Genomic DNA, 22,015 nt, shown 5'->3' with positions numbered 1-22,015 from the left:
GTTTTGTTTTGAGGCGATAGCGCCTGAAAGGCCTTTCCAGAAACTCGCTCCGGTGAGTCAGCTGGTGTGATTTTCGAGAACCGGAGCGCAGCGGACATTCAGGTCCGTGAGCAGCGCATGCCCCCGAAAATCGGTCCGATTTTCGGAAAGGATCATGCGCCAGTCAAAAGTGTCACAGCGTCCTTTGCGCGTCCAAGAGGGCGCGCGGCGCTGTGAGAAGCGCAGAAAACCGCACCAGATGGCCGCCGGAGTAGAGTTTATGAAAGGCCTTTAGATATGGATGGGCTTGAAGAAAGTGGCCAGCGCCGCTTCCTTCACCGCTTCCGACATCGTCGGATGCGCGTGGCAGGTGCGGGCGAGGTCTTCCGACGAGCCGCCGAACTCCATCAGCACCGCCGCCTCGTGGATCATCTCGCCGGCACCGAAGCCGACAATGTGCACGCCGAGCACGCGGTCGCTCGCCTTGTCGGCGAGGATCTTCACGAAGCCGTCCGTGTGCAGCATGGCGCGTGCGCGGCCATTAGCGCTGAATGGGAACTTGCCGACCTTGTAGTCGATGCCGGCCTTCTTCAGCTCTTCCTCGGTCTTGCCGACCGAGGCGATTTCCGGGCTGGTGTAGACGACACTCGGGATAACCTCGTAGTTCACATGGCCGGCCTGGCCGGCGATGGTTTCGGCCACCGCCACGCCCTCGTCCTCGGCCTTGTGCGCCAGCATCGGCCCGGCGATGACATCGCCGATGGCATAAATGCCCGGGACATTGGTCTTGAGGTGTCCGTCGGTCTTGACCCGGCCGCGCTCGTCGACCTCGACGCCCGCTTCTTTCAGCCCGAGACTGTCGGAAAAAGCGCGGCGGCCGGTGGCGATCAGCACGACATCGGCGGCGACGGTCTCGGCGGCGCCACCCTTCACCGGCTCGAAGGTGACGGTGGCACCCTTCTTGGCCTTGGCGACACCGGTGACCTTGGCGCCGAGCTTGAACTCGAAGCCTTGCTTGGAGAGCAGCCGCTGGAATTGCTTGGAGACCTCGCCGTCCATGCCGCCGAGGATCGTGTCGAGGAACTCGACGACGGTGACCTTGGCGCCGAGCCGCGCCCACACCGAGCCGAGCTCGAGCCCGATGACGCCGCCGCCGACCACCACGAGGTGGCCCGGAACCTTGTCCAGCGACAGCGCGCCGGTCGACGACACGATGATTTTCTCGTCGAAATCGACCTTGACGCCAGGAATGCCGGCGACATCGGAACCGGTGGCGATGACGATATTCCCGGTCTCGATCTCCTCGACCTTGCCGTCCTCGGAGGTGACCGAGACCTTGCCGGCCGCGACTACCTTGCCGGTGCCGCGGAAGGAGTCGATCTTGTTCTTCTTGAACAGGAAGGCGACGCCGTTGACGTTGGACGCCACCGTCGCATCCTTGTGCGCCATCATCTTCTTGAGGTTGAGCTTGGGTGCCGCGATCTCGACGCCGAGCGTGTCGAAGGAATGGCCAGCCTCGGCGAACATTTCGGAGGCGTAGAGCAGCGCCTTCGACGGGATGCAGCCGATGTTGAGGCAGGTGCCGCCGAAGGTAGCGTTCTTCTCGACCACCGCGACCTTCAGCCCAAGCTGTGCCGCCTTGATGGCGCAGACATAGCCGCCGGGTCCAGATCCGATGATAACGACGTCATAAGCCATGTTTGTTTCCCTTTGCTTGGCGCTCAGCGGCCGCCGCTGACATTCAGGATCGCGCCTGTCGTATAGGATGCGGCGTCGGATAGAAGATAGAGAATCGCTGCCGCGACTTCATCCGCGGTGCCCGCCCTTTTCATCGGCAGCGAGTCCTGGATCAGCGCCACCCGATCCGGCTGTCCGCCGGAGGCGTGGATATCGGTGTCGATAATGCCCGGCCGCACCGCGTTGACGCGGATGCCTTCCAGCGCCACCTCGCGGGCAAGCCCGATGGTGAACGTGTCGATGGCGCCCTTGGAGGCGGCATAGTCGACGTAATTGTCGGGCGCCCCCAGCACCGCCGCCGCCGACGAGATGTTGACGATCGCTCCGCCCTTGCCACCATGGCGCGTCGACATGCGCTTGACCGCTTCGCGGGCGCAGAGGATGGAACCGACGACATTGATGCGCATCATGCGTTCGAGCCGTGCCGCGCTCATCTCGTCGACACGGGCCTTGGCGTCGACGATACCGGCATTGTTGACGAAGGCGTCGAGCCGGCCCCAGGTGCGGTCCACCGCCTCGAAGATGGCCAGGATGTCGGCCTCGCTGCCGACATCGCCCTTGACCGCAAAAGCGTCACCGCCGCCGGCCTTAATGTCGCCGACCAGCGCGTCGGCGGCAGCCTGGTTCGAGGCATAGTTGATTGCCAGGCGATAACCGGCCTTCGCCCCGAGCCGGCAAACGGCGGCCCCGATCCCGCGACTGCCGCCGGTGACCAGCAGCACTCTTTGCGCCTCGCTCATTCCTGGCATCCCTTCAGCGTAAACACATCCGACGGCACTTTCGAAAATCCACTGCCGCCAAAGGCCAGTGAATGCCGCAATGACGGCCCGAGGTCGGGAAGGATCAGGGTCTTCGGCGCATCGACGCCTTGCGCCGGCAACAGCCCGATCGCGCCCTTTTCATCCGACGTATAGATCACACCGTTCCACAGCGTGCAGGCGGCAAGTTCGCCGCCGGTGACGTCGCCCTCGGGGCATTTGTACATCAAGGAACCGTTCGGCCGCGCTTCACCCGAGCTCCACATCACAATGCCGTTCAGCACGACATTGTTGTCGAGGACCATGCGGTAACTGTTGGTGACAACAGCTGAGGTCCCGGTCGGCGTAAAGTCGATCTCGCTGCCACTCTGCGCGTCACCATAGACGGCGAGTTCGATCGGGCAGGCGGCATAAGCGGCAGAGTTGGTAAACAAGATCGCCAGCAATCCAGCGAGACATCGGATGGTGGGCGACATTGCGCTTTGCATCGCGGTGCCCTACTGGCTCTCGCGGCCATCGGCGTTTTCCAGCACGCCAAAATCGGTCATCAGCAGCAGCGGCTCGCCGGCCGCGTCCAGCCCCCAGAACGATGGATAGAATCCGTCGCCCCAGCCGCTCCAGAACATGGCGATGTTGAGCGGGTTGCCGGCAACCGGATGATGCATGACGAACCTGTCCTGGTTGGGCGCGAATTCGGCCGCCAGCACGTCGTCATAGTAATTCTGCTCGGCCTTGAGCTTGTCCTGCTCACCCGACATCAGCGCCATCGCCGTTTTGTCCATGAACGAGCCAAGGCCGGCATCGACGGGATAGCCGAAGATCTCGTCGCCCTTCAAGGTCGACGCATCCTGGCCGGGCACTGTCGCCAGTTCCCAGCGAACCGGCGTGCCGGGCTTGAAGCGCAGCACCGAAATCGCGACGCGGCCCTGGGCTTCCAGCAGCGAAACCGGGTAGCGCCCCGGTTTGACCCTACGGCTCAAGGCCGGCATCTCGGTATCGCTGATCAGAGGATCGCACGCGATGATTTCACCGGTCGGCAATTCGAGTTCGCCGATCGGAGTGACGGTGATCTTCCGCTCTTCCAGTTGAGCATCGCTCAAAGCGAAAACGCCAAGATTGCTGCTCGCCTGCGAAGGGTCCCATTGGGCTGCCGTCGCCAGCGACGGAACGACGGCGGCGGCCAGGCCAATAGACCGCAGCACGCCACCGGCTCGCCGGCCCAGGCTGTAACCGAACCGCTCCAGCCAGCCGCTCATCGGGGGCCAGCCTTGCTCACAGATCGAGCACCAGCCGTTCCGGATCCTCCAGGCTTTCCTTGACGCGCACCAGGAAGGTCACGGCTTCCTTGCCGTCGACGATGCGATGATCGTAGCTCAGCGCCAGATACATCATCGGCCGGATGACGATCTGGCCGCCGACCACGACAGGCCGGTCCTGGATCTTGTGCATGCCGAGAATGCCCGACTGCGGCGCGTTGAGGATCGGCGTCGACATCAGCGAGCCATAGACGCCGCCATTGGAAATCGTGAACGTGCCGCCCTGCATGTCGGCGACCGACAGCTTGCCGTCACGCGCGGCGATGCCCAGCCGGCCGATCTCCTTCTCGATCTCGGCGATCGACATCTGGTCGGCATCTCGCACCACAGGCACGACGAGGCCCTTTTCGGTGCCGACGGCGACGCCGACATGGGCAAAGTTCTTGTAGATGATGTCGGTACCGTCGATCTCGGCATTGACCGCCGGGATTTCCTTCAGCGCGTGGGTGACGGCCTTGGTGAAGAAGCCCATGAAGCCGAGCTTCACGCCGTGCTTCTTCTCGAACACGTCCTTGTATTTGGTCCTGAGCGCCATCACCGCTGACATGTCGACCTCGTTGAAGGTCGTCAGCATGGCTGCGGTCGACTGCGCTTCCTTCAGCCGGCGCGCGATGGTCTGGCGCAATTTGGTCATGCGCACGCGCTCTTCGCGCGAGGCATCGTCGCCCGAGGATGGCGCACGCACCGCGATCGGTGCAGGTGCTGCCTTCGGTGTCTCGGCCGGTTGCGACGGCGCACCCTTGGAGATGGCATCGAGCACGTCGCCCTTCAGCACCTGGCCACGCTTGCCGGAACCCGAAAGCTGGTCGACCGACAGATTGTTCTCGGCGATCAGTTTTGCTGCCGCCGGCGCCGGCGGCATGCTGCGTGGCTCGACCGCGCCGGCATCGCCGGCGATCTTGGCGGTCTCGGCCGCGGCCTGCTTGCTGGTCGACGCCGCATCCGGCGACGAGGCCTGCGACACCGCCTGCGGCTTGGTCGCCGGAGCAGCACCACCGGCCGAAATCGAGCCCAGCAGCGCGCCGACACCGACCGTCTCGCCTTCCTTGGCGACGATTTCGCCCAGCGTGCCGGCGGCGGCGGCCGGAACTTCCACCGTCACCTTGTCGGTTTCAAGCTCGACCAGCGGCTCGTCGACGGCAATGGCATCGCCGACCTTCTTGAACCATTTGCCGATGGTCGCCTCGGTGACGGATTCGCCGAGAGTGGGGACGCGGATTTCGGTAGCCATTGTGCCTGTCCGTTTCTTTCGTTCTGTTATTCGCCCAATTCTGCTTTATTCGCCAAGCGCGTCTTCGAGCAAGGCGGCGAGCTGGGCAAGGTGCTTGGACATCAAGCCGGTCGCCGGCGACGCGGCCGCCGGGCGGCCGGTGTAGCGCACCCGCTGATGCTTGGCGTCGATATGCGCCAGCACCCATTCCAGATACGGGTCGATGAACGACCAGGCGCCCATGTTCTTGGGCTCCTCCTGGCACCACACCATCTCGGCGTTGCGGAAACGTGAAAGTTCGGTGATCAGCGCCTTGGCCGGGAATGGATAGAGCTGTTCGACGCGCAGCAGATAGATGTCGTTAATGCCGCGCTTCTCGCGCTCTTCATAGAGGTCGTAATAGACCTTGCCCGAGCACAGCACGACGCGGCGGATCTTGCTGTCCTTGGTGAGCTTGATCGCCTGGTTGGGCAACAGCTGGGCGTCGTCCCACAACAGCCGGTGGAACGAGCTTTCGCCCGAGATTTCCGGCAGTGTCGACACCGCCCGCTTGTGGCGCAGCAGCGACTTCGGCGTCATCAGGATCAGCGGCTTGCGGAAGTCGCGCTTCAGTTGCCGCCGCAAGATGTGGAAGTAGTTGGCCGGCGTGGTGCAGTTTGCCACTTGCATATTGTCTTCGGCGCAAAGCTGCAGGAAGCGCTCGAGCCTTGCCGAGGAATGTTCCGGACCCTGGCCTTCATAGCCATGCGGCAGAAGACAGACGAGGCCCGACATTCTGAGCCACTTGCGCTCGCCCGACGAGATGAACTGGTCGAACACCACCTGGGCGCCGTTGGCGAAGTCGCCGAACTGCGCTTCCCACAAGGTCAGCGCCTTCGGCTCGGCGAGGCTGTAGCCATATTCGAAGCCCAGCACCGCCTCTTCCGACAGCATCGAGTTGATGACTTCGTAGCCAGCCTGTGCCGCCGACAGATTGTTGAGCGGGATATAGCGGGTTTCGTCGCGCTGGTCGTAGAGCACGGAATGGCGCTGCGAGAAGGTACCGCGCTCGGAATCCTGACCCGACAGGCGGATCGGGTTGCCGTCAAGCAGGATGGCGCCGAAGGCCAACGCCTCGGCCGTCGACCAGTCGATGCCTTCGCCGGACTCGATCGCCTCGCGGCGGTTTTCGAGGAAGCGGATGATGGTCTTGTGCGCCTCGAAACCCTTCGGCACCTCGGTCAGCTTCTTGCCGATTTCCTTCAGCGTCTTGACCGGCACGGCGGTTTTGCCGCGCCTCTGTTCGTCCTGGTTGTCGGCCGTGCGCAGGCCCGACCAGGCGCCATCCAGCCAGTCGGCCTTGTTGGGCTTGTAGGCCTGGCCGACTTCCCATTCCTGCTCCAGATGCGCGCGCCAGTCGGCCTTCATCTGGTCGAGCTCGGCCTGGGTGATGTGGCCCTCTGCGATCAGCCGGTCGCCATAGATCTGCACCGTCGTCTTGTGGGTGCGGATGTTGCGGTACATGATCGGCTGGGTGAAGGCCGGTTCGTCGCCCTCATTGTGGCCGAAGCGGCGATAGCAGAACATGTCCACGACCACCGGCTTGTGGAACTTCATGCGGAATTCGATCGCCACCTTGGTGGCATGCACCACGGCTTCCGGGTCGTCGCCATTGACGTGGAAGATCGGCGCCTCGATCATCTTGGCGACGTCGGACGGATAGGGCGACGAGCGCGAGAAGCGCGGATTGGTGGTGAAGCCAATCTGGTTGTTGATGATGAAATGCAGCGTGCCGGCGACGCGGTGGCCGCGCAGGCCCGACAGGCCGAGGATTTCGGCGATCACGCCCTGGCCGGCGAAGGCGGCGTCGCCATGCAGGAGCAGCGGCAGCACCTTGGCCCGCTCCTCCAGCGGCACGATCTCCTCGCGGCCGCGGCCGAACAGATAGTCCTGCTTGGCGCGTGCCTTGCCCATCACCACCGGATCGACGATTTCCAGGTGCGAGGGGTTGGCGGTCAGCGACAGATGCACCTTGTTGCCGTCGAACTCGCGGTCTGACGAGGCGCCGAGATGGTACTTCACGTCGCCCGAGCCTTCGACCTCGTCGGGGGCTGCCGAGCCGCCCTTGAATTCGTGGAAGATGGCGCGGTGCGGCTTCGCCATCACCTGGCTGAGCACGTTCAACCGGCCGCGATGCGCCATGCCGAGCACGATCTCCTTCATGCCGAGCTGGCCGCCGCGCTTGACGATCTGCTCCAGCGCCGGGATCAGCGCCTCGCCGCCGTCGAGGCCGAAGCGCTTGGTGCCCTTGTACTTGACGTCGATGAACTGCTCGAAGCCCTCCGCCTCGACCAGCTTCTGCAGGATCGCCTTCTTGCCGGTGTTGGTGAAGGAGATCTCCTTGTCGGCTCCCTCGATGCGCGCCTGGATCCAGGCCTTCTCCTCGGGATCGGAGATGTGCATGAACTCGACGCCCAGCGTCGAGCAATAGGTGCGGGTGAGTATCTCCAGCATCTGCCGGATGGTGCCGAATTCGAGGCCGAGCACGTTGTCGAGGAAGATCGGCCGGTCGTAATCGGCTGCAGTGAAGCCGTAATTCTCCGGCGACAATTCATTGTAGTCCTCGAGCGGCTTGGCGATGCCGAGCGGGTCGAGATTGGCGTGCAGATGGCCACGCATGCGGTAGGCGCGGATCATCATGATGGCGCGCACGGAATCGCGTGTCGCCTGGTGCACGTCGGCGTCCGACAAGACAACGCCGTTGGTGACCGCCTTGTCCTTGACCTTCTTCTCCAGATGCTTCTCGACGATGCCCCAATTGCCGTCGAGCGCCGACACCAGTTCGCCATTGGCCTGCAGCGGCCAGGAAGGTTTTGCCCAGGAAGCGCCCTTGGCATTCCTGCGCACATCGCCGGCATCGTCCTTCAGCCCGGCGAAGAACTCCTGCCACTCCGGATTGACCGATTCCGGGTCATCCTCATAGGCGGCATAGAGCGCGTCGATGTAATCGGCGTTGCCGCCATAGAGGAATGAGGTGAGCGAAAATTGGTCGTTGGCCTGATCTTGTCTTGCCATTTTTTGTCCGCGGAGCCGCGCTCCGTCTCCATTTAGGGGATAGTGAGTAGGCAGTAGTGAGTAGAAAGATAAAACTCCCGCTCAGCTGCTACTCGCCCGTCCATCCTTTTTTACTAATGACTACTGCCTACTCACTACTGCCTTAACCCTTGATCGCCTCGACCAGCGTCGTGCCGAGACGAGCCGGCGAGGGCGAAACTTTTATCCCAGCCGATTCCATCGCCGCGATCTTGTCCTCGGCGCCGCCTTTGCCGCCGGAGATGACCGCGCCGGCATGGCCCATCGTGCGGCCGGCCGGCGCCGTGCGCCCGGCGATAAAGCCGGCCATCGGCTTCTTGCGGCCACGCTTGGCTTCGTCCTTGAGGAACTGCGCGGCGTCTTCCTCGGCCGAACCGCCGATCTCGCCGATCATGATGATCGACTTGGTCTCGTCATCGGCGAGGAACATTTCGAGCACGTCGATGAACTCGGTGCCTTTTACGGGGTCGCCGCCAATGCCGACGGCGGTGGTCTGGCCGAGGCCGACATTGGTGGTCTGGAACACGGCCTCATAGGTAAGTGTTCCCGAGCGCGAAACAACGCCGACCGAGCCCTTGCGGAAGATGTTTCCGGGCATGATGCCGATCTTGCATTCGTCGGGGGTGAGCACGCCCGGGCAGTTCGGGCCGATCAGCCGCGAGGTCGAGCGGTCGAGCCGCGCCTTGACCTTGACCATGTCCATCACCGGAATGCCCTCGGTGATGCAGATGATCAGCGGGATCTCCGCTTCGATCGCTTCCAGGATCGCTTCGGCGGCACCCGCCGGCGGCACGTAGACGACCGAAGCATTGGCGCCGGTCTTTTCCTTGCCTTCGGCAACCGTGGCGAAGATTGGCAGGCTCTCGCCCTTCGACCCGGTCCAGGTTTCGCCGCCCTTCTTGGGATGGATGCCGCCCACCATCTTGGTGCCGTGATAGGCCAGCGCCTGTTCGGTGTGGAACGTGCCGGTCTTGCCGGTCAGGCCCTGCACCAGCACCTTGGTGTTCTTGTCGACGAGAATGGACATCGGAGCCCTTTTCTAAAGACTGTTGATCGAGGAAGGCGAGACGCGCCGGTAGACGCCGCTCACCATGTCTTGCCAGCCATCGCTGCCGGCGGGTTTGAAATGCAGTCGCATGCGGTAGGTGTCGGCGTCGTCGAAAATATACGTCACGCGTGCCGCGCCGCGCGGCGACGACCGTTCCAGATTGAGCTCGTTGCCGTTCCACGTTCCCGTGGCCGGCGAGGCCGGCACGAAGCCCATCGAATCGAACTGATGCATGGTGACGACGCTGTTCGGCTGGTCGAAGCCGAACACATTGTGCGCACCGAAGGAAATCGTGCCGTCGCGGCGCTGGCGATAGCGCTGCACCACGAACAGGCCGCCGAACTGTGCCTCTGCCAGCACCTCCGAGGTCGCTTGGCCGCCATCAGCCCATTGTGTGTCCGCCACTTCTTCCTCGCCGCGCCACGCGCCGACCAGCGCCTGCAGGCGCTGGTGATCGGCGGAAAGTGAGGAGAAGGAGGCAGCGTTCATCGGTCAGAGCCGCTTCAGGTCGGTGACGGTCAGATCGCTCTTGGCGTTGCCGGTGTTGAGCGTCGTCGCCGGCTCGAACATCAGCACCACCGGCTCGGCGGTCAGCGAACGCGGCCGGTGCTCGACACCGCGCGGCACGACGATGAAGTCGCCCTCGCCGAGTTCGACCGGACCGTCGCGGAAATCGATGGCGATCCTGCCCCGCAGCACGAGGAAGGCCTCGTCCTCATTGTCATGCGCGTGCCAGTCGAAGGTCGCGCCAAACTTGGCGACCTTGGCCTGGCTGTCATTGACGTCGCCGGCAATATGCGGATCGAAGACCTTGCGGATCTTTTGATCCGCCGCCTCGACGAGGTTTATCTTGCGCGGAGGCATCCGCTCAGCCCTTCACCGCCGCCACGATCTTCTTGGCTGCGTCGTCGAGATCATCGGCCGAGACGACGTTGAGGCCGCTGTCGTTGATGATCTTCTTGCCGAGCTCGGCATTGGTGCCTTCCAGGCGCACCACCAGCGGCACCTTCAGGCCGACTTCCTTGACCGCGGCGATGACGCCCTCGGCAATGATGTCGCACTTCATGATGCCGCCGAAGATGTTGATCAGTATGCCTTTGACCGCCGGATCCTTGGTGATGATCTTGAACGCCGCCGTCACTTTTTCCTTCGACGCGCCGCCGCCGACATCGAGGAAGTTGGCGGGCTCGGCACCATAGAGCTTGATGATGTCCATCGTCGCCATGGCGAGGCCGGCGCCGTTGACCATGCAGCCGATATTGCCGTCGAGCGCGACATAGGCGAGGTCGTATTTCGACGCCTCGATCTCCTTCTCGTCCTCTTCGGTGGTGTCGCGCAGTCCGAGCACGTCGGGGTGGCGAAACAGCGCATTGTTGTCGAACGACACCTTGGCGTCGAGCACGCGCAGCCGGCCGTTCTTCATGACGATCAGCGGATTGACCTCGAGCAGGCTCATATCCTTCTCGACAAAGGCCTTGTAGAGGATCGGAAACAGCGTATCGCCATCCTTGGCCGCGTCGCCGTCGAGCTTGAGAGCGCCGTTGAGCGCCTTCAGATCGGCTGCTGTGACGCCCTTTTCCGGGTCGATGGCAACGGTGATGATCTTCTCCGGCGTATCATGCGCCACCGCCTCGATATCCATGCCGCCTTCCGTCGAGACAACGAAGGCGATGCGGCCGACCGAACGGTCGACCAGGATCGACAGATAGAGCTCTCGCTCGATGTCGGCGCCGTCTTCGATATAGAGCCGGTTGACCTGCTTGCCGGCCGGGCCGGTCTGCTTGGTCACCAGCGTGTGACCGAGCATCTCGTTGGCGTTGGCGACGACGTCGGCGACCGACTTCGCCAGCCGCACGCCACCCTTAGCGTCGGGGCCGAGCTCCTTGAACTTGCCCTTGCCGCGGCCGCCGGCATGGATCTGGCTCTTCACCACATAGAGCGGGCCGGGCAGCGCCTTGGCTGCGGCTTCCGCCTCGCCCGCCTTGAACACCGGCACGCCTTCGGCCACCGGCGCGCCAAAGCTCTTCAGCAGCGCCTTGCCCTGATATTCATGGATGTTCATTGGGAACTATCTCCAGGTCTTTTGCCGGGGTTGTCTTTTGGCGGGGTTTACTTCGAGGCGAGCTGTGGTGCGATCTTGACGCAGGCCTCGGTCAAGCCCTGCACCGTCGCCACCGAGCTTTCGAACATCTTCTGTTCGGTCTTGTTGAGGTCGATCTCGATGATGCGCTCGACACCGCCGGCGCCGATCACCACGGGAACGCCGACATAAGTGCCCTTGACGCCATACTGGCCGGAGAGGTGCGCGGCACAAGGCAGGACGCGCTTCTTGTCCTTGAGATAGGCTTCGGCCATCTGGATCGCCGAGGCGGCCGGCGCGTAGTAGGCCGAGCCGGTCTTGAGCAGGCCGACGATCTCGGCGCCGCCGTCGCGGGTGCGCTGCACGATCTGGTCGAGCTTCTCCTTCGAGGTCCAGCCCATCTTGACGAGGTCGGGCAGCGGAATGCCCGACACCGTGGAATAGCGGATCATCGGCACCATGGAATCGCCGTGGCCGCCGAGCACGAATGCGGTGACGTCCTCGACCGAGACCTTGAATTCCTCGGCCAGGAAGTAGCGGAAGCGTGCGCTGTCGAGCACGCCGGCCATGCCTACGACATGGGTCTTGGGCAGGCCGGAAAACTTCTGCAGCGCCCACACCATGGCATCGAGCGGGTTGGTGATGCAGATGACGAAGGCCTTGGGCGCGTACTTCTTCAGACCGGCGCCGACCTGCTCCATGACCTTGAGATTGATGCCGAGCAGGTCGTCGCGGCTCATGCCCGGCTTGCGCGGCACGCCGGCGGTAACGATGCAGACATCGGCGCCCTCGATGCCGGCATAGTCGTTGACGCCGGTTAGCCGGGAGTCGAAACCATCGACCGGCGACGATTGCGCAATATCGAGCCCCTTGCCTTGCGGAATACCCTCGGCGATATCGAACAGAACCACGTCGCCGAGGTCCTTGAGGCCGATCATGTGGGCCAGCGTGCCGCCGATCATGCCCGAGCCGATAAGCGCTATCTTGTTGCGTGCCATGTGAGGATATTTTCCCTTTGTCTGTTACGGTGCCCCAAGTCTTTAGTGACTTGATGACGGCATCGAGGAAGAGGCCGGAATGCTGCGGAAACCCGTGAGATTTCGCCGCACCCATAGCCCCGGTGCAAGATAAATTCAAACGATTATTTTGGAGTGAGCATTTTCAATCGGTTAGATGGTTTGGGATTTACGTAAACGTCAAAGTTTGTAAGCCGACTTGGGAGAATTTACACAATGACCGTGTCAATCAGAAGGCTTGAAGCGGGTGATGACGCCCTTGTGATGCCGGTTGCCGAGGATGTGTTCGACGAGCCGGTCAGGCCAGATCGATTGGCAGCCTATCTCAGGCAACCAGGCCATTTCATGATCGTGGCCTTAGCTGACAGCGTGGTTGTCGGACAATGCGCGGCGGTGATCCACCGCCATCCCGACAAGCTCAGCGAAATCTACATCGACGAGGTCGGCGTAACGCCCGCATTCCAGCGCCAGGGCATTGCGCGAAAGATGCTCGACGCGATGTTCGCGATCGGCAGGGAGCATGGCTGCGAAGAGGCCTGGGTCGGCACCGAGCCCGACAACGTCCCGGCCCGCGCGCTTTATGAGTCGCGCGATTCGGTGGCCGAGCCGTTCGTGATGTACGTTTACAGGCTTTAGATCATGCAGATGGGTCGCTGTGCGGCCACGACAACAAGGAGGTTAGCCATGGCCGAAACAGAACCTCTCATTCTGCGCCGCTGGTCGTCCGTCATCCGTACACGGGATCGCGCTGCCTATGCCGCCTATGTCGGGAGGACAGGGGGGCTCGATTATGCGGCCACGACAGGCAATCGCGGCTTCCAGATGCTTATGCGTGATCGTGGCGACGACACGACGGAGATCGTGACCTTGAGCTGGTGGACATCAATGGATGCCGTGCGAGGTTTTGCCGGCGACGCACCGGAACTGGCCCGCTACTACCCTGAAGATGATCGCTATCTCCTGGAGAAATCCGAATTCGTCGATCACTACACAGTTGTTGCCGGCAGTTTGCCAACCGCCTGAAGGGTTCAAGCCGTGGCGACGGGAGGCTCGCCGTGCCGGCCTTCCGGTTTGTTCGTCTTCGCTTTCCGCCGTTCCACCCAGTCCTCCAGCCAGTCGCGGCTCTGCATCTCGATCAGGCGGGAGGCCGTGCGTTCGAACTCGAACACTTCGACGCCGCGCTTGGCCACATAGAGCTCTTGAGGCGCGGCCTCGGCGCTCACCACCAGGCGCACATGATGGTCGTAGAGCGTGTCGATCAGCAGGATGAAGCGTTTGGCTTCGTTGCGCTTGCCTTCGCCCAGCACCGGCACGTGATCGATGAAGACCGTCGAGAAACGCCCGGCGATGGCCAGGAAATCGCGCGCGCCGAGCGGTTTTTCGCAGAGATCGGCGAAGGAAAACCGGGCCGCGTTGCCGGCGGCGGCCGGCACCACAATTTGCCGTCCCTTCAGCGTCAGCGACGTCGCTTCTGTCGGCGCGCCGCGCGTCATCGTCCGCCAGGCCTCGTCGAGCGCCCGGTCGGCCGCTTCATCGACCGGCGTGACATAGACCGGCGTGCGGTCGAGCTTTTCCAGCCGGTAATCCTTGTCGCTGTCGAGCGACAGCACCTGCGCATGCCGTTCCAGGATGCCGATGAACGGCAGGAACAGCTGGCGATTGAGCCCGTCGCGGTAAAGATTTTCCGGCGCCACGTTCGAGGTGGCGACCAGTACGACGCCATTGGCAAACAGCGCCGAAAACAGCCTGGACAGGATCATCGCGTCGGCAATGTCGGTGACCGAAAATTCGTCGAAGCACAGCACCCAGGCCTGTTCGGCCAGCGCCTTGGCCACCGGCGGGATCGGATCGTCCTCTTTGACGTCGCCATTCTTGCGCGCCTGCCGGTGCTTCTGGATACGGTCCTGCACGTCGGCCATGAAGTCGTTGAAATGCACGCGGCGCTTGCGACGGACCGGCAGCAGCTCGAAGAACATGTCCATCAGCATGGTCTTGCCGCGGCCGACACCGCCATGGATGTAGAGACCCCTGACGATGTCCCGCGTCTCGCGCTTACGGGCAAACAGCCAGCCCAGCGCACTGGATTTGTGCGCCAGCCGCTTGGCCGAGATTTCATCGGTCAGCCGGTCGAGCGCAGCGGCAATGCGTTCCTGCGCCAAGTCGCGTTCGACCGCGCCGGTTTCCACCAGATGGTCGTAGCGCTGCCTGACGGTCGCATGGGTCTGGAGGCCGTCACGCAGATGCATAGGTCACGTCGTTTGTTCTATGCGTGTCGCGGTCCCGAAACCGGGGCCGTTTGTGCGACATGCACTGGGGAGGTCGGGCCTATCTTGTAAGCGAGATCGGCTGGCCGTTGGAAGTCTGGCCGTCGAATTTCGAGCCGCCCGAGGAATAGAGCCGCGCCAGCGAGCCGCCATTCTCATCGTAGAGCGTCAGCTGCTTGCCGGCGACGTTCCAGGACTTGATGCCGTCGATCGGCGCCGGGCAATGCAGCGGCCCGGCGCGGAAGCCGGCGCCGAACTTCGTCTGCGGCGTCGCGATCTTGCAGCTCTGGCCGGAAACACTGGCGTTCCAGACGCCGGCCACGCTTGCCGCGTTGAGATCCGAGGCGCCGGCGGGCGCCGCGCCGTCAGGCGGCAAGGACGCAACCTGTGTGTTTGCCGGTGCGGTCGGGAATTGCGACGGGTCGGTGGTGCCAGGCGAGGCCGGCGGCGGCAGCTGGTTGGAACTCACCTGGCCGGCCGGAGCCGCAGGCAGTGGCGCGGGCTGCTGGTCGTCCATCGACGAGAAGCGTGTGGTCGAGCAGCCACTCGCAACGAGCGCAGCCAGCGATACGGCCACAAGGCCGCTTTTCGAAAAATTCATTCCAACCTCCGTCGGATCCGGCTGGGGGATGCCGTCCGCGCAATCTCACCTCCACCAAGATGGAGAAGGTGGCGAAATTTCAACCCGATATGGTTAAAATAGGGTTTGCGGCAAGAATTGTTGCAAATTTATCGCAATCATCCTGCCAAAGGCGCGCTCGTCGGTCATCGAAGGCGCCCCTAACGCGGCTCGAACCGGTAGAGCGGCTGCGAAATCGGCATTGGGGGCCGCAGCAGGTCGGCGCATCGGCGGTCCAGCCTAAGCGCCAGCTCATGAGAGCGCCGCACTGCCGTCTTCCAATCGCCGGTCGTTTTCAGCAAGGCCAACGCATCCGCAGGACGGTCGGCTGCGATCAAGAGATCGGCCGCAACGATGCGATCCTCTGGCGCGATGGCTTCGCCGGCCTTCAGTCTGCCGGCCAATCCGACCCACTGTTCCCAAGGTAAGGCCGCTGTGAGCAGTTTCGGGCGAGGTGGCGGTTTGGCCACATTGCCTTGCATGAAGGAGGCCAACGTCGACCGGGCCAACGCCCTGTCGATGAACGACTCTGCCGTTTCGCCCATTTCAAAGATTAGGGCGTGACGCAGGTTATCCTCCCGGTCGCGGTGACCAAGAACATGATCGATCCCGTCGAGCATGGCTGTCGTAACAGCATCGGGATCGTTGACCGGGTCGAGCTGCTTTCCAGCAATCTGCGCGTTAAGCGCAGCTGCCACCGTGGTGCCGAGGCGCAGGTCGCCGGTCTGGTTGACGAGAGGCAGCAAGATCGCGGCCTGAGGAGCATAGTCGATCAGCCGCCCGATCTGTCGGATAGCCGGCCCCATGCCGTTTTGACGGTCGAGCGCCTGCACTTCGGCTGGCTGTTTGGAGATATCGAACGAAGGTCGAAGATCGGCTGAGTAAAGAGCATTGCGGATAAACCCCGTGCGATTGCCTTTGTGGGGTGGAAGCTTGTCGAGGTACGCGACGTAGTCGGAGAGGTCGTCCTTGACCGCCCGCATCTCGAGAGCCAGCGGCCAAACGCCTGCATTTTCGGCCCTTTGGGCGAACTGAGACTTTGCCTCGTCATCGAGAACGGACAGCGCGCCCGCAATTGCTTTGGCGGCGTCTAACGCATGGTAAAGATCCAACGTCTGCAAGTGACCCAGTTCGCCCAGCAGCCAATCGCCGCCATCCTCGATGACCAGCACGCGCAAGGCAGGTAACCCAAGCTGAGGCAAAATCGACTTCGCATTGGGCTGCGGCTGCATGCCGGCAATCATCGCCGCCCGGTCCGCTGTTTTGGCATAAGCGAGCCTCAGTTCGGCAATGCGCTGCGGCGGATGGCTACGTTTTTCCAAGTCAGCCAGAAGCGCCGAGCCCTCGGCATGGCTGAGATCGCCATAGCGTATCTTCAGATACGCGGCGTCGTCCCCGTACCGATCGCGCCAGAAATTCGGGAACTGCGCCGGTTCGGCCAGCAGAAAATCGGCCGCCGCCATGATGGCTGGTGCGTGGCTGCAGGCGCCGGGCTTGTCTTGCCGTGTCTGCGCCGCAGCCATCGACGACATCGACGCGATTGCGATGATCACAAGAATTGCCAGCCGCCGCATGGTGAACCCTCATTCCGCCTGCCGATGGTACACCGAAAGTTGTGGCCGTCACAGCGCGCAGCCTGTTGCCCCAGGCGCCGCGACCTTGGAATTCCGCAAGGCAATGCTTGCGCCAACCGGCACAGAACCTATGTCAAGGAGCCGAAACCGCTGGAGCGCAGACCTTGGCCGCCAGAAAGAAAGCCGCCAACCGCTATTACAGCGGTCCGTCCAGCGACCATTTCGATGGCACTCTGTTCTTCAATCCCGGCGGCCGGATGCCCGGCCGCTTTACCGATCTGCTGAAATGGCAGTTCAACGGCCAGCGCGCGAAATGGCCGGCGATCAGTCCGAGCCCCTTTGCGCAGGCAAGGCCAGCCGCGCGGGCAGACGGTTCCGATCTGACCGTGACCATGGTCGGTCACTCCACCCTGCTGATCCAGACGGCGGGTTTGAACATCCTCACCGATCCGGTCTGGTCGCAGCGCACCTCGCCGTTTTCCTTCGCCGGGCCAAAACGCGTCAATCCGCCAGGCATCGCCTTCGACGATCTGCCGCCGATCGACCTCGTTCTGGTCAGCCACAACCACTATGACCATCTCGACCTTGCCACGCTGAAGCGGCTGAAGGAAAAGCACGATCCGCTGGTGGTGACGCCGCTCGGCAACGATGTGCTGATCGGCGAGGCGGTTCCAGACATGCAGCTGGCGGCGCATGATTGGGGCGATAGGGTCGACATCGCTGACCGCACGGCCATCCACATCGAGCCGACGCATCACTGGTCGGCGCGCGGTGCCCGCGACCGCCGCATGGCGCTGTGGGCCGGCTTCGTCATCGAGACGCCGAGCGGCAAAATCTATTTCGCCGGCGATACCGGCTTCCATGACGGCATCAACTACCGGCTGATGGCCGACAAACATGGCGGCTTCCGCTTCGCCATCCTGCCGATCGGCGCCTACGAGCCGCGCTGGTTCATGGCGCCGCAGCACCAGAACCCGGGGGAAGCGGTGCAAGGCATGGTCCTGTGCAAGGCCGCCTTCGCCGCCGGCTGCCACTGGGGCACGTTTCAGCTCACCGACGAACCGATGGACGAGCCGTCCCGCAAACTGACCGAGGCGCTCGAGGCAGAGGGCCTGCCGCCGGAACGTTTTCGCGCCTTGCTGCCCGGTGAGGTCTGGAAGGTACCGGAGGTCGAGCACGGCTGAAGTCCGCATTGGCCATTTACGGCACGGTCATTTTCGCCGATGGTCCGGCCAGCAAAAAAGGGGACCTCAGATGAAATCGATCCTTGCAGCACTGATGGCACTGGCAATTTCGGCGCCGGCGGCTTTCGCGGGTGACATCGCCGATCGCGCCGCCGAGGCTGAAAAGGCGCTGCAAGCAGGTGACGGACCCGGCGCGCTGGAGAAATTCCGCGGCGCCGAGGAGGCGTTGTGGCAAGCGATGCCGCTCGCCGTGCAGAACGTCAAACAGGTCGATTCGGCCGGCGGCTTCGGCATCTACAGCGAGCGTGCCAATCACATCTACAAACCCGGCGAGAAGGTCGTGCTCTACATGGAACCGGTCGGCTATGGCTATGGCTCGGACGGCCTCGGCAACAGCCAGATCGCGCTTTCCGTCGACCTCACCGTGCTTTCCGACACGGGCGAAGCCCTGGGCACTTTCGAGAAGATCGGCAGCGTTCAGGTCGCTTCCCGCTCGCACAACCGCGAACTCTTCTTCAAGCTCGACCTGTCCCTCGATGGCCTGCCGGCGGGGAAATATAAGTGCAACTTCCTCATGCATGACCAGAATTCGACCAAGACGGCGCCGTTCAGCACCGACATCGAGATCGCCGGCTAGGTTTACCACTGACATTGCCTCGCAAACCGCGGGAACCCAGGCACGACAGAAGCGTTCTTCATGCGGTTCAAATCTGTCGGCTTGCGAGGCATTCCCATGATCAAATGGATCATCATCCTGCTCATCGTCGCCGCCGCGGCGAGCCTGCTCGGCATGCCGGCGCTGGCCGGAGCCGCGGCCACCGGCGCGCGCATCCTTATCGGCATCGTTCTCGTCATCTTCCTGCTGGTGGTGCTGGGCATCTTTGCCGTGACCTAAGTCCGGCGTCTCCGCCGTGACCAAGTCCGGCACCTTCGCCGTGACTGAACACGCCTGCGCACTGGTAATTCCCGCCCGTTTCCGCCATATAGCGCCAAACGGACACGGAATTTCGCGGAGCAATGGCAAGCACTGCCCCTTTCGCCAAGATGAACGGCATCGGCAACGAGATCATCGTCGCCGATATGCGCGGCCGTGCCGATCAGGTGACGGCGGCCGCCGCACTTGTGCTGAACGCAGATGCCGCGACCCGCTTCGACCAGATCATGGCGATCCATGATGCGAAGACACCGGGCACTGCCTATTATGTCGACATCCTGAATTCCGACGGCACCAGTGCGCAGGCCTGCGGCAACGGTATGCGCTGCGTCGTCCAGGCACTCGCCGCCGAAACCGGCCAGAAGACTTTCACCTTCGAGACCCGCGCCGGCATCCTCAACGCCCGCGAACATGCCGACGGCACGATCTCGGTCGACATGGGTATCCCGCATTTCGGCTGGCAGGAGATTCCGCTGGCCGAAGAATTCCGCGACACCCGCATGATCGAACTGCAGATCGGCCCGATTGACGCGCCGGTGCTGCATTCGCCCTCCGCCGTCTCGATGGGCAATCCGCATGCCATCTTCTGGGTCGACCGTGACGTCTGGTCCTATGAGCTCGAACGCTTCGGCCCGCTGCTCGAAAACCACCCGATCTTCCCTGAACGCGCCAACATCACCATCGCCCAGGTGACGTCGCCCGAAAGCATGATCATCCGCACCTGGGAGCGCGGCGCCGGCTTGACCAAGGCCTGCGGCTCCGCGGCCTGCGCATCGGTGGTGGCCGCGGCCCGCACCAGGCGCACCGGCCGCAGCGTCAGCCTGCTGACCCCCGGCGGCGGCACGCTGCATGTCGAATGGCGCGACGACGACCACGTCATCCTGACCGGTGCGGCCGAATGGGAATTTTCCGGCAGTTTCGATCCTTCGACCGGTACCTGGGCCCGCGACACCGAAAGCGCGGCCTGATGTCGGTTGCTCTTTCCAAGAGCCCGGATTTCGACGGCTCCCTTTCCGAGGCCCCCAGCCGCATTGACGTGGTGACCTTTGGCTGCCGGCTGAACACCTATGAATCCGAAGTGATGCGGCGCGAGGCCGAAAGTGCCGGGCTCGGCGCGCTGCAAGGCGGCGCCGTGATCTTCAACACCTGCGCCGTCACCGGCGAGGCGGTGCGCCAGGCCAAACAGGCGATCCGCAAGGCGCGCCGCGACAACCCTGGGGCGCGCATCATCGTCACCGGCTGCGCCGCGCAGACCGAGCCGGAAAAATTCGCCGCCATGGACGAGGTCGATCTCGTGCTTGGCAATGAAGAGAAGCTGAAGGCACACTCCTATCGCGCGCTGCCGGATTTCGGCGTCAACGACACCGAGAAGGCCCGCGTCAACGACATTTTCTCGGTACGCGAGACCGCCGGCCATATGGTCGACGCCATCGAGGGCCGCGCCCGCGCCTTCGTTCAGGTGCAGAATGGCTGCGACCACCGCTGTACCTTCTGCATCATTCCCTATGGCCGCGGCAATTCTCGCTCGGTGCCGATGGGCGCTGTGGTCGAGCAGGTCAAGCGGCTGGCCGGCAACGGCTATGCCGAGATCGTGCTGACCGGCGTCGACATGACGTCTTTTGGCGCCGACCTGCCGGGCGCGCCCAAGCTCGGCAAATTGGTCAAGACCATCCTGAAACAGGTGCCCGATGTGAAGCGCCTGCGGCTATCCTCGATCGATTCCATCGAGGCCGACGACGACTTGCTCGATGCCATCGCCACCGAACCCAGGCTGATGCCGCATCTGCATCTGTCGCTGCAGTCGGGCGACGACATGATCCTGAAGCGGATGAAGCGAAGGCATCTGCGCGACCAGTCGATCCGCTTCTGCGAGGACGTGCGCAAATTGCGGCCCGCAATCGTCTTCGGCGCCGACATCATCGCCGGCTTCCCGACCGAGACCGACGCCATGTTCGAGAACTCGATAAAGATCGTCGAGGAATGTGGCCTGACCCATCTCCACGTCTTCCCGTTTTCACCGCGCGAAGGCACGCCTGCCGCGCGCATGCCGCAGGTCCGCCGCGAACTGGTCAAGCAGCGCGCCGCCCGGCTGCGCGCCGCCGGCGAAGCCGCGTACCGGCGCCATCTATCCTCGCTGACCGGCACCCGGCAATCGATCCTGATCGAGCGCGACGGCCTTGGCCGCACCGAAGGATTTACGCTTGCCGCGCTCGGCACCGGCGCGCCTGGCGAGATCGTCGAAGCGACAATTACTGGCCACGATGGTATCAGGCTGAACGCAGCCCCGCTTGCCGCACGCGCCGCCTGAGAAACGCAAAGCATGGCTGGTTTTTTCAAGAAGATATTTTCGTTCGGCAAGAAAGAGGTTGTCGAGGAGCGCGTCGACGAGACCGCCCCGCTGCCACCCATCAAATGGGACCAGCTCGATGCGCTGAAGCCGGCGGCCGAACAGGTCGTTCCGGAGTTCTTGAAGCGCGACGGGCCCCTGCCCGAGGCAGAACTTGCGCCGATAGCGCCGACCGAGCCAGAACCAGCCCCTCACCCTCCCCTCGATGGGGAGGGACGCCACGAAGTGGCGGGGAGGGGTGACAGCGCCGACGCTGGCGCCAGTCACCCCCAAGCTGCGCTTGGGACCTCCCCCATCGAGGGGGAGGTAAAGAGCGCGCCGACGCCTGTCGAAGAGCCAGCACCCGAGCCCGCTCCAACCATTCCGACTGAGCCGGAGCCGGCCGTTCCGTCTGAACCGGAACCGCTGCCTGAGCCGGCGCCGGTCGAGGAACCAGCACCCGCGCCACAGCCTCCGGAGCCCCCGGCGCCGGAGGAAATTCCGCTTCCCCCCGCCGCCCCGGGGCCCGCTCCCGAACCGCAGCCGCAGGAAGTCCCTGCTCCGGCGCCAGCCGAGCCGGAAATTGCGCCGTCGCGTCCGGAAAGGCAGCCCGAACCGGCGCCGATCGAAGTGCCGGCGCCGCCTGCCGAGATTCCGGTCGAGACGCCAGCACCGGTCGAGGTGCCACCACCGGCTGCACCTTCCGCACAGCCAACTTCGGATGTTAGCGCCGCCCCTCAAGCGCCGACGCCTCCTCTTGCGAACATCAAAGAAATAGCGCCGCTCGCTGAAGCCGCGCCGACGCCCCACCCTCCCCTCGATGGGGAGGGTCGACGCGAAGCGTCGGGGTGGGGTGATGGCGCCGGCGTCGGCGCCATGACCCCCCCCCCCCCCCTCG

At 63.5% G+C, this 22,015-nt stretch carries 21 protein-coding genes; 7 read left to right on the top strand and 14 right to left on the bottom strand.

What is annotated here, in order from left to right; genetic code table 11:
• Positions 1 to 270 precede the first annotated feature (270 nt).
• The 11 genes from lpdA to mdh all read right to left on the bottom strand — a co-directional run bounded on the left by lpdA (position 271) and on the right by mdh (position 12,198).
• A complete protein-coding gene (gene lpdA, locus AC04SF_RS30805; protein ID WP_488480861.1) occupies positions 271 to 1,677 on the bottom strand; it encodes a dihydrolipoyl dehydrogenase in 1,407 nt (468 codons plus the stop codon).
• A 23-nt stretch (positions 1,678 to 1,700) separates the two neighbouring features.
• Positions 1,701 to 2,456 carry an SDR family oxidoreductase gene (locus tag AC04SF_RS30800; RefSeq protein WP_488480860.1) on the bottom strand — a complete coding sequence of 252 codons (756 nt, stop codon included), beginning with the start codon at positions 2,454 to 2,456 and terminating at the stop codon, positions 1,701 to 1,703.
• The gene (locus AC04SF_RS30795) at positions 2,453 to 2,950 is read right to left on the bottom strand and encodes a hypothetical protein (RefSeq protein ID WP_488480859.1); all 498 of its coding nucleotides are present in this window, start codon (positions 2,948 to 2,950) and stop codon (positions 2,453 to 2,455) included. Before AC04SF_RS30795 ends, AC04SF_RS30800 begins: the two co-directional genes overlap by 4 nt.
• A 21-nt stretch (positions 2,951 to 2,971) precedes the next feature.
• Positions 2,972 to 3,730 carry a DUF4241 domain-containing protein gene (locus AC04SF_RS30790; protein ID WP_488480858.1) on the bottom strand — a complete coding sequence of 253 codons (759 nt, stop codon included), beginning with the start codon at positions 3,728 to 3,730 and terminating at the stop codon, positions 2,972 to 2,974.
• 16 nt (positions 3,731 to 3,746) lie between these two features.
• Entirely contained in the window at positions 3,747 to 5,021 is a 1,275-nt protein-coding gene (odhB, locus tag AC04SF_RS30785; protein ID WP_488480857.1) for a 2-oxoglutarate dehydrogenase complex dihydrolipoyllysine-residue succinyltransferase, read from the bottom strand.
• A 45-nt stretch (positions 5,022 to 5,066) separates the two neighbouring features.
• Positions 5,067 to 8,054, bottom strand: a complete 2,988-nt coding sequence (locus tag AC04SF_RS30780) for a 2-oxoglutarate dehydrogenase E1 component (protein ID WP_488480856.1) — start codon at positions 8,052 to 8,054, stop codon at positions 5,067 to 5,069.
• A gap of 142 nt (positions 8,055 to 8,196) precedes the next feature.
• Positions 8,197 to 9,099 (bottom strand): succinate--CoA ligase subunit alpha, encoded by a 903-nt coding sequence (sucD, locus tag AC04SF_RS30775; protein WP_115141880.1) that lies wholly within the window; start codon positions 9,097 to 9,099, stop codon positions 8,197 to 8,199.
• A gap of 12 nt (positions 9,100 to 9,111) precedes the next feature.
• A complete protein-coding gene (locus AC04SF_RS30770) occupies positions 9,112 to 9,609 on the bottom strand; it encodes a DUF1579 family protein (protein WP_488480855.1) in 498 nt (165 codons plus the stop codon).
• A 3-nt stretch (positions 9,610 to 9,612) separates the two neighbouring features.
• Positions 9,613 to 9,984, bottom strand: a complete 372-nt coding sequence (locus AC04SF_RS30765) for a cupin domain-containing protein (RefSeq protein WP_488480854.1) — start codon at positions 9,982 to 9,984, stop codon at positions 9,613 to 9,615.
• Between the two features lie 4 nt (positions 9,985 to 9,988).
• Positions 9,989 to 11,182 carry an ADP-forming succinate--CoA ligase subunit beta gene (sucC, locus tag AC04SF_RS30760; RefSeq protein ID WP_488480853.1) on the bottom strand — a complete coding sequence of 398 codons (1,194 nt, stop codon included), beginning with the start codon at positions 11,180 to 11,182 and terminating at the stop codon, positions 9,989 to 9,991.
• A gap of 47 nt (positions 11,183 to 11,229) precedes the next feature.
• Complete coding sequence (gene mdh / locus AC04SF_RS30755; protein ID WP_096451699.1) at positions 11,230 to 12,198, bottom strand: malate dehydrogenase; 969 nt, start codon at positions 12,196 to 12,198, stop codon at positions 11,230 to 11,232.
• A gap of 234 nt (positions 12,199 to 12,432) precedes the next feature.
• Between mdh and AC04SF_RS30750 the strand changes: the two genes are divergently transcribed.
• Complete coding sequence (locus AC04SF_RS30750; RefSeq protein ID WP_488480852.1) at positions 12,433 to 12,852, top strand: GNAT family N-acetyltransferase; 420 nt, start codon at positions 12,433 to 12,435, stop codon at positions 12,850 to 12,852.
• A 48-nt stretch (positions 12,853 to 12,900) separates the two neighbouring features.
• Positions 12,901 to 13,239, top strand: a complete 339-nt coding sequence (locus AC04SF_RS30745) for a hypothetical protein (RefSeq protein WP_202352226.1) — start codon at positions 12,901 to 12,903, stop codon at positions 13,237 to 13,239.
• Between the two features lie 5 nt (positions 13,240 to 13,244).
• Here AC04SF_RS30745 and zapE read toward each other — a convergent pair whose 3' ends face one another.
• The 3 genes from zapE to AC04SF_RS30730 form a co-directional block, all read right to left on the bottom strand.
• The gene (gene zapE, locus AC04SF_RS30740; RefSeq protein ID WP_488480851.1) at positions 13,245 to 14,462 is read right to left on the bottom strand and encodes a cell division protein ZapE; all 1,218 of its coding nucleotides are present in this window, start codon (positions 14,460 to 14,462) and stop codon (positions 13,245 to 13,247) included.
• Between the two features lie 79 nt (positions 14,463 to 14,541).
• The gene (locus AC04SF_RS30735; protein WP_488480850.1) at positions 14,542 to 15,081 is read right to left on the bottom strand and encodes a protease inhibitor Inh/omp19 family protein; all 540 of its coding nucleotides are present in this window, start codon (positions 15,079 to 15,081) and stop codon (positions 14,542 to 14,544) included.
• A gap of 179 nt (positions 15,082 to 15,260) precedes the next feature.
• Positions 15,261 to 16,673 carry a hypothetical protein gene (locus tag AC04SF_RS30730; RefSeq protein ID WP_488480849.1) on the bottom strand — a complete coding sequence of 471 codons (1,413 nt, stop codon included), beginning with the start codon at positions 16,671 to 16,673 and terminating at the stop codon, positions 15,261 to 15,263.
• Positions 16,674 to 16,837: 164 nt separating this feature from the next.
• Here AC04SF_RS30730 and AC04SF_RS30725 point away from each other — a divergent pair, with 164 nt between their 5' ends.
• The 5 genes from AC04SF_RS30725 to mtaB all read left to right on the top strand — a co-directional run bounded on the left by AC04SF_RS30725 (position 16,838) and on the right by mtaB (position 21,099).
• Positions 16,838 to 17,857, top strand: a complete 1,020-nt coding sequence (locus AC04SF_RS30725; RefSeq protein WP_488480848.1) for an MBL fold metallo-hydrolase — start codon at positions 16,838 to 16,840, stop codon at positions 17,855 to 17,857.
• 70 nt (positions 17,858 to 17,927) lie between these two features.
• Positions 17,928 to 18,494, top strand: a complete 567-nt coding sequence (locus tag AC04SF_RS30720; protein ID WP_488480847.1) for a hypothetical protein — start codon at positions 17,928 to 17,930, stop codon at positions 18,492 to 18,494.
• A gap of 96 nt (positions 18,495 to 18,590) precedes the next feature.
• Positions 18,591 to 18,752, top strand: coding sequence for a DUF1328 family protein (locus AC04SF_RS30715; protein ID WP_010912345.1), 162 nt, complete (start codon positions 18,591 to 18,593; stop codon positions 18,750 to 18,752).
• 122 nt (positions 18,753 to 18,874) lie between these two features.
• Positions 18,875 to 19,759 carry a diaminopimelate epimerase gene (gene dapF, locus AC04SF_RS30710; protein WP_488480846.1) on the top strand — a complete coding sequence of 295 codons (885 nt, stop codon included), beginning with the start codon at positions 18,875 to 18,877 and terminating at the stop codon, positions 19,757 to 19,759.
• Positions 19,759 to 21,099 (top strand): tRNA (N(6)-L-threonylcarbamoyladenosine(37)-C(2))-methylthiotransferase MtaB, encoded by a 1,341-nt coding sequence (gene mtaB / locus AC04SF_RS30705; protein ID WP_488480845.1) that lies wholly within the window; start codon positions 19,759 to 19,761, stop codon positions 21,097 to 21,099. The genes dapF and mtaB overlap by 1 nt, the downstream gene beginning before the upstream one ends.
• Positions 21,100 to 22,015 lie beyond the last annotated feature (916 nt).

Source organism: Mesorhizobium sp. CNPSo 4671 (assembly GCF_057784245.1).
The sequence above is the reverse complement of the archived record's forward strand: the minus strand, read 5'-3'. Positions and strand labels throughout refer to the sequence as shown.

Coding starts and splice junctions, on each gene's coding strand:
- mtaB (WP_488480845.1), top strand. CDS start 19,759: ATGTCGGTTGCTCTTTCCAAGAGCCCGGATTTCGACGGCTCCCTTTCC.
- mdh (WP_096451699.1), bottom strand. CDS start 12,198: ATGGCACGCAACAAGATAGCGCTTATCGGCTCGGGCATGATCGGCGGC.
- AC04SF_RS30720 (WP_488480847.1), top strand. CDS start 17,928: ATGAAATCGATCCTTGCAGCACTGATGGCACTGGCAATTTCGGCGCCG.
- dapF (WP_488480846.1), top strand. CDS start 18,875: ATGGCAAGCACTGCCCCTTTCGCCAAGATGAACGGCATCGGCAACGAG.
- AC04SF_RS30765 (WP_488480854.1), bottom strand. CDS start 9,984: ATGCCTCCGCGCAAGATAAACCTCGTCGAGGCGGCGGATCAAAAGATC.
- AC04SF_RS30750 (WP_488480852.1), top strand. CDS start 12,433: ATGACCGTGTCAATCAGAAGGCTTGAAGCGGGTGATGACGCCCTTGTG.
- AC04SF_RS30770 (WP_488480855.1), bottom strand. CDS start 9,609: ATGAACGCTGCCTCCTTCTCCTCACTTTCCGCCGATCACCAGCGCCTG.
- AC04SF_RS30730 (WP_488480849.1), bottom strand. CDS start 16,673: ATGCGGCGGCTGGCAATTCTTGTGATCATCGCAATCGCGTCGATGTCG.
- AC04SF_RS30800 (WP_488480860.1), bottom strand. CDS start 2,456: ATGAGCGAGGCGCAAAGAGTGCTGCTGGTCACCGGCGGCAGTCGCGGG.
- sucC (WP_488480853.1), bottom strand. CDS start 11,182: ATGAACATCCATGAATATCAGGGCAAGGCGCTGCTGAAGAGCTTTGGC.
- AC04SF_RS30715 (WP_010912345.1), top strand. CDS start 18,591: ATGATCAAATGGATCATCATCCTGCTCATCGTCGCCGCCGCGGCGAGC.
- odhB (WP_488480857.1), bottom strand. CDS start 5,021: ATGGCTACCGAAATCCGCGTCCCCACTCTCGGCGAATCCGTCACCGAG.
- AC04SF_RS30735 (WP_488480850.1), bottom strand. CDS start 15,081: ATGAATTTTTCGAAAAGCGGCCTTGTGGCCGTATCGCTGGCTGCGCTC.
- zapE (WP_488480851.1), bottom strand. CDS start 14,462: ATGCATCTGCGTGACGGCCTCCAGACCCATGCGACCGTCAGGCAGCGC.
- AC04SF_RS30780 (WP_488480856.1), bottom strand. CDS start 8,054: ATGGCAAGACAAGATCAGGCCAACGACCAATTTTCGCTCACCTCATTC.
- AC04SF_RS30790 (WP_488480858.1), bottom strand. CDS start 3,730: ATGAGCGGCTGGCTGGAGCGGTTCGGTTACAGCCTGGGCCGGCGAGCC.
- sucD (WP_115141880.1), bottom strand. CDS start 9,099: ATGTCCATTCTCGTCGACAAGAACACCAAGGTGCTGGTGCAGGGCCTG.
- AC04SF_RS30745 (WP_202352226.1), top strand. CDS start 12,901: ATGGCCGAAACAGAACCTCTCATTCTGCGCCGCTGGTCGTCCGTCATC.
- lpdA (WP_488480861.1), bottom strand. CDS start 1,677: ATGGCTTATGACGTCGTTATCATCGGATCTGGACCCGGCGGCTATGTC.
- AC04SF_RS30795 (WP_488480859.1), bottom strand. CDS start 2,950: ATGTCGCCCACCATCCGATGTCTCGCTGGATTGCTGGCGATCTTGTTT.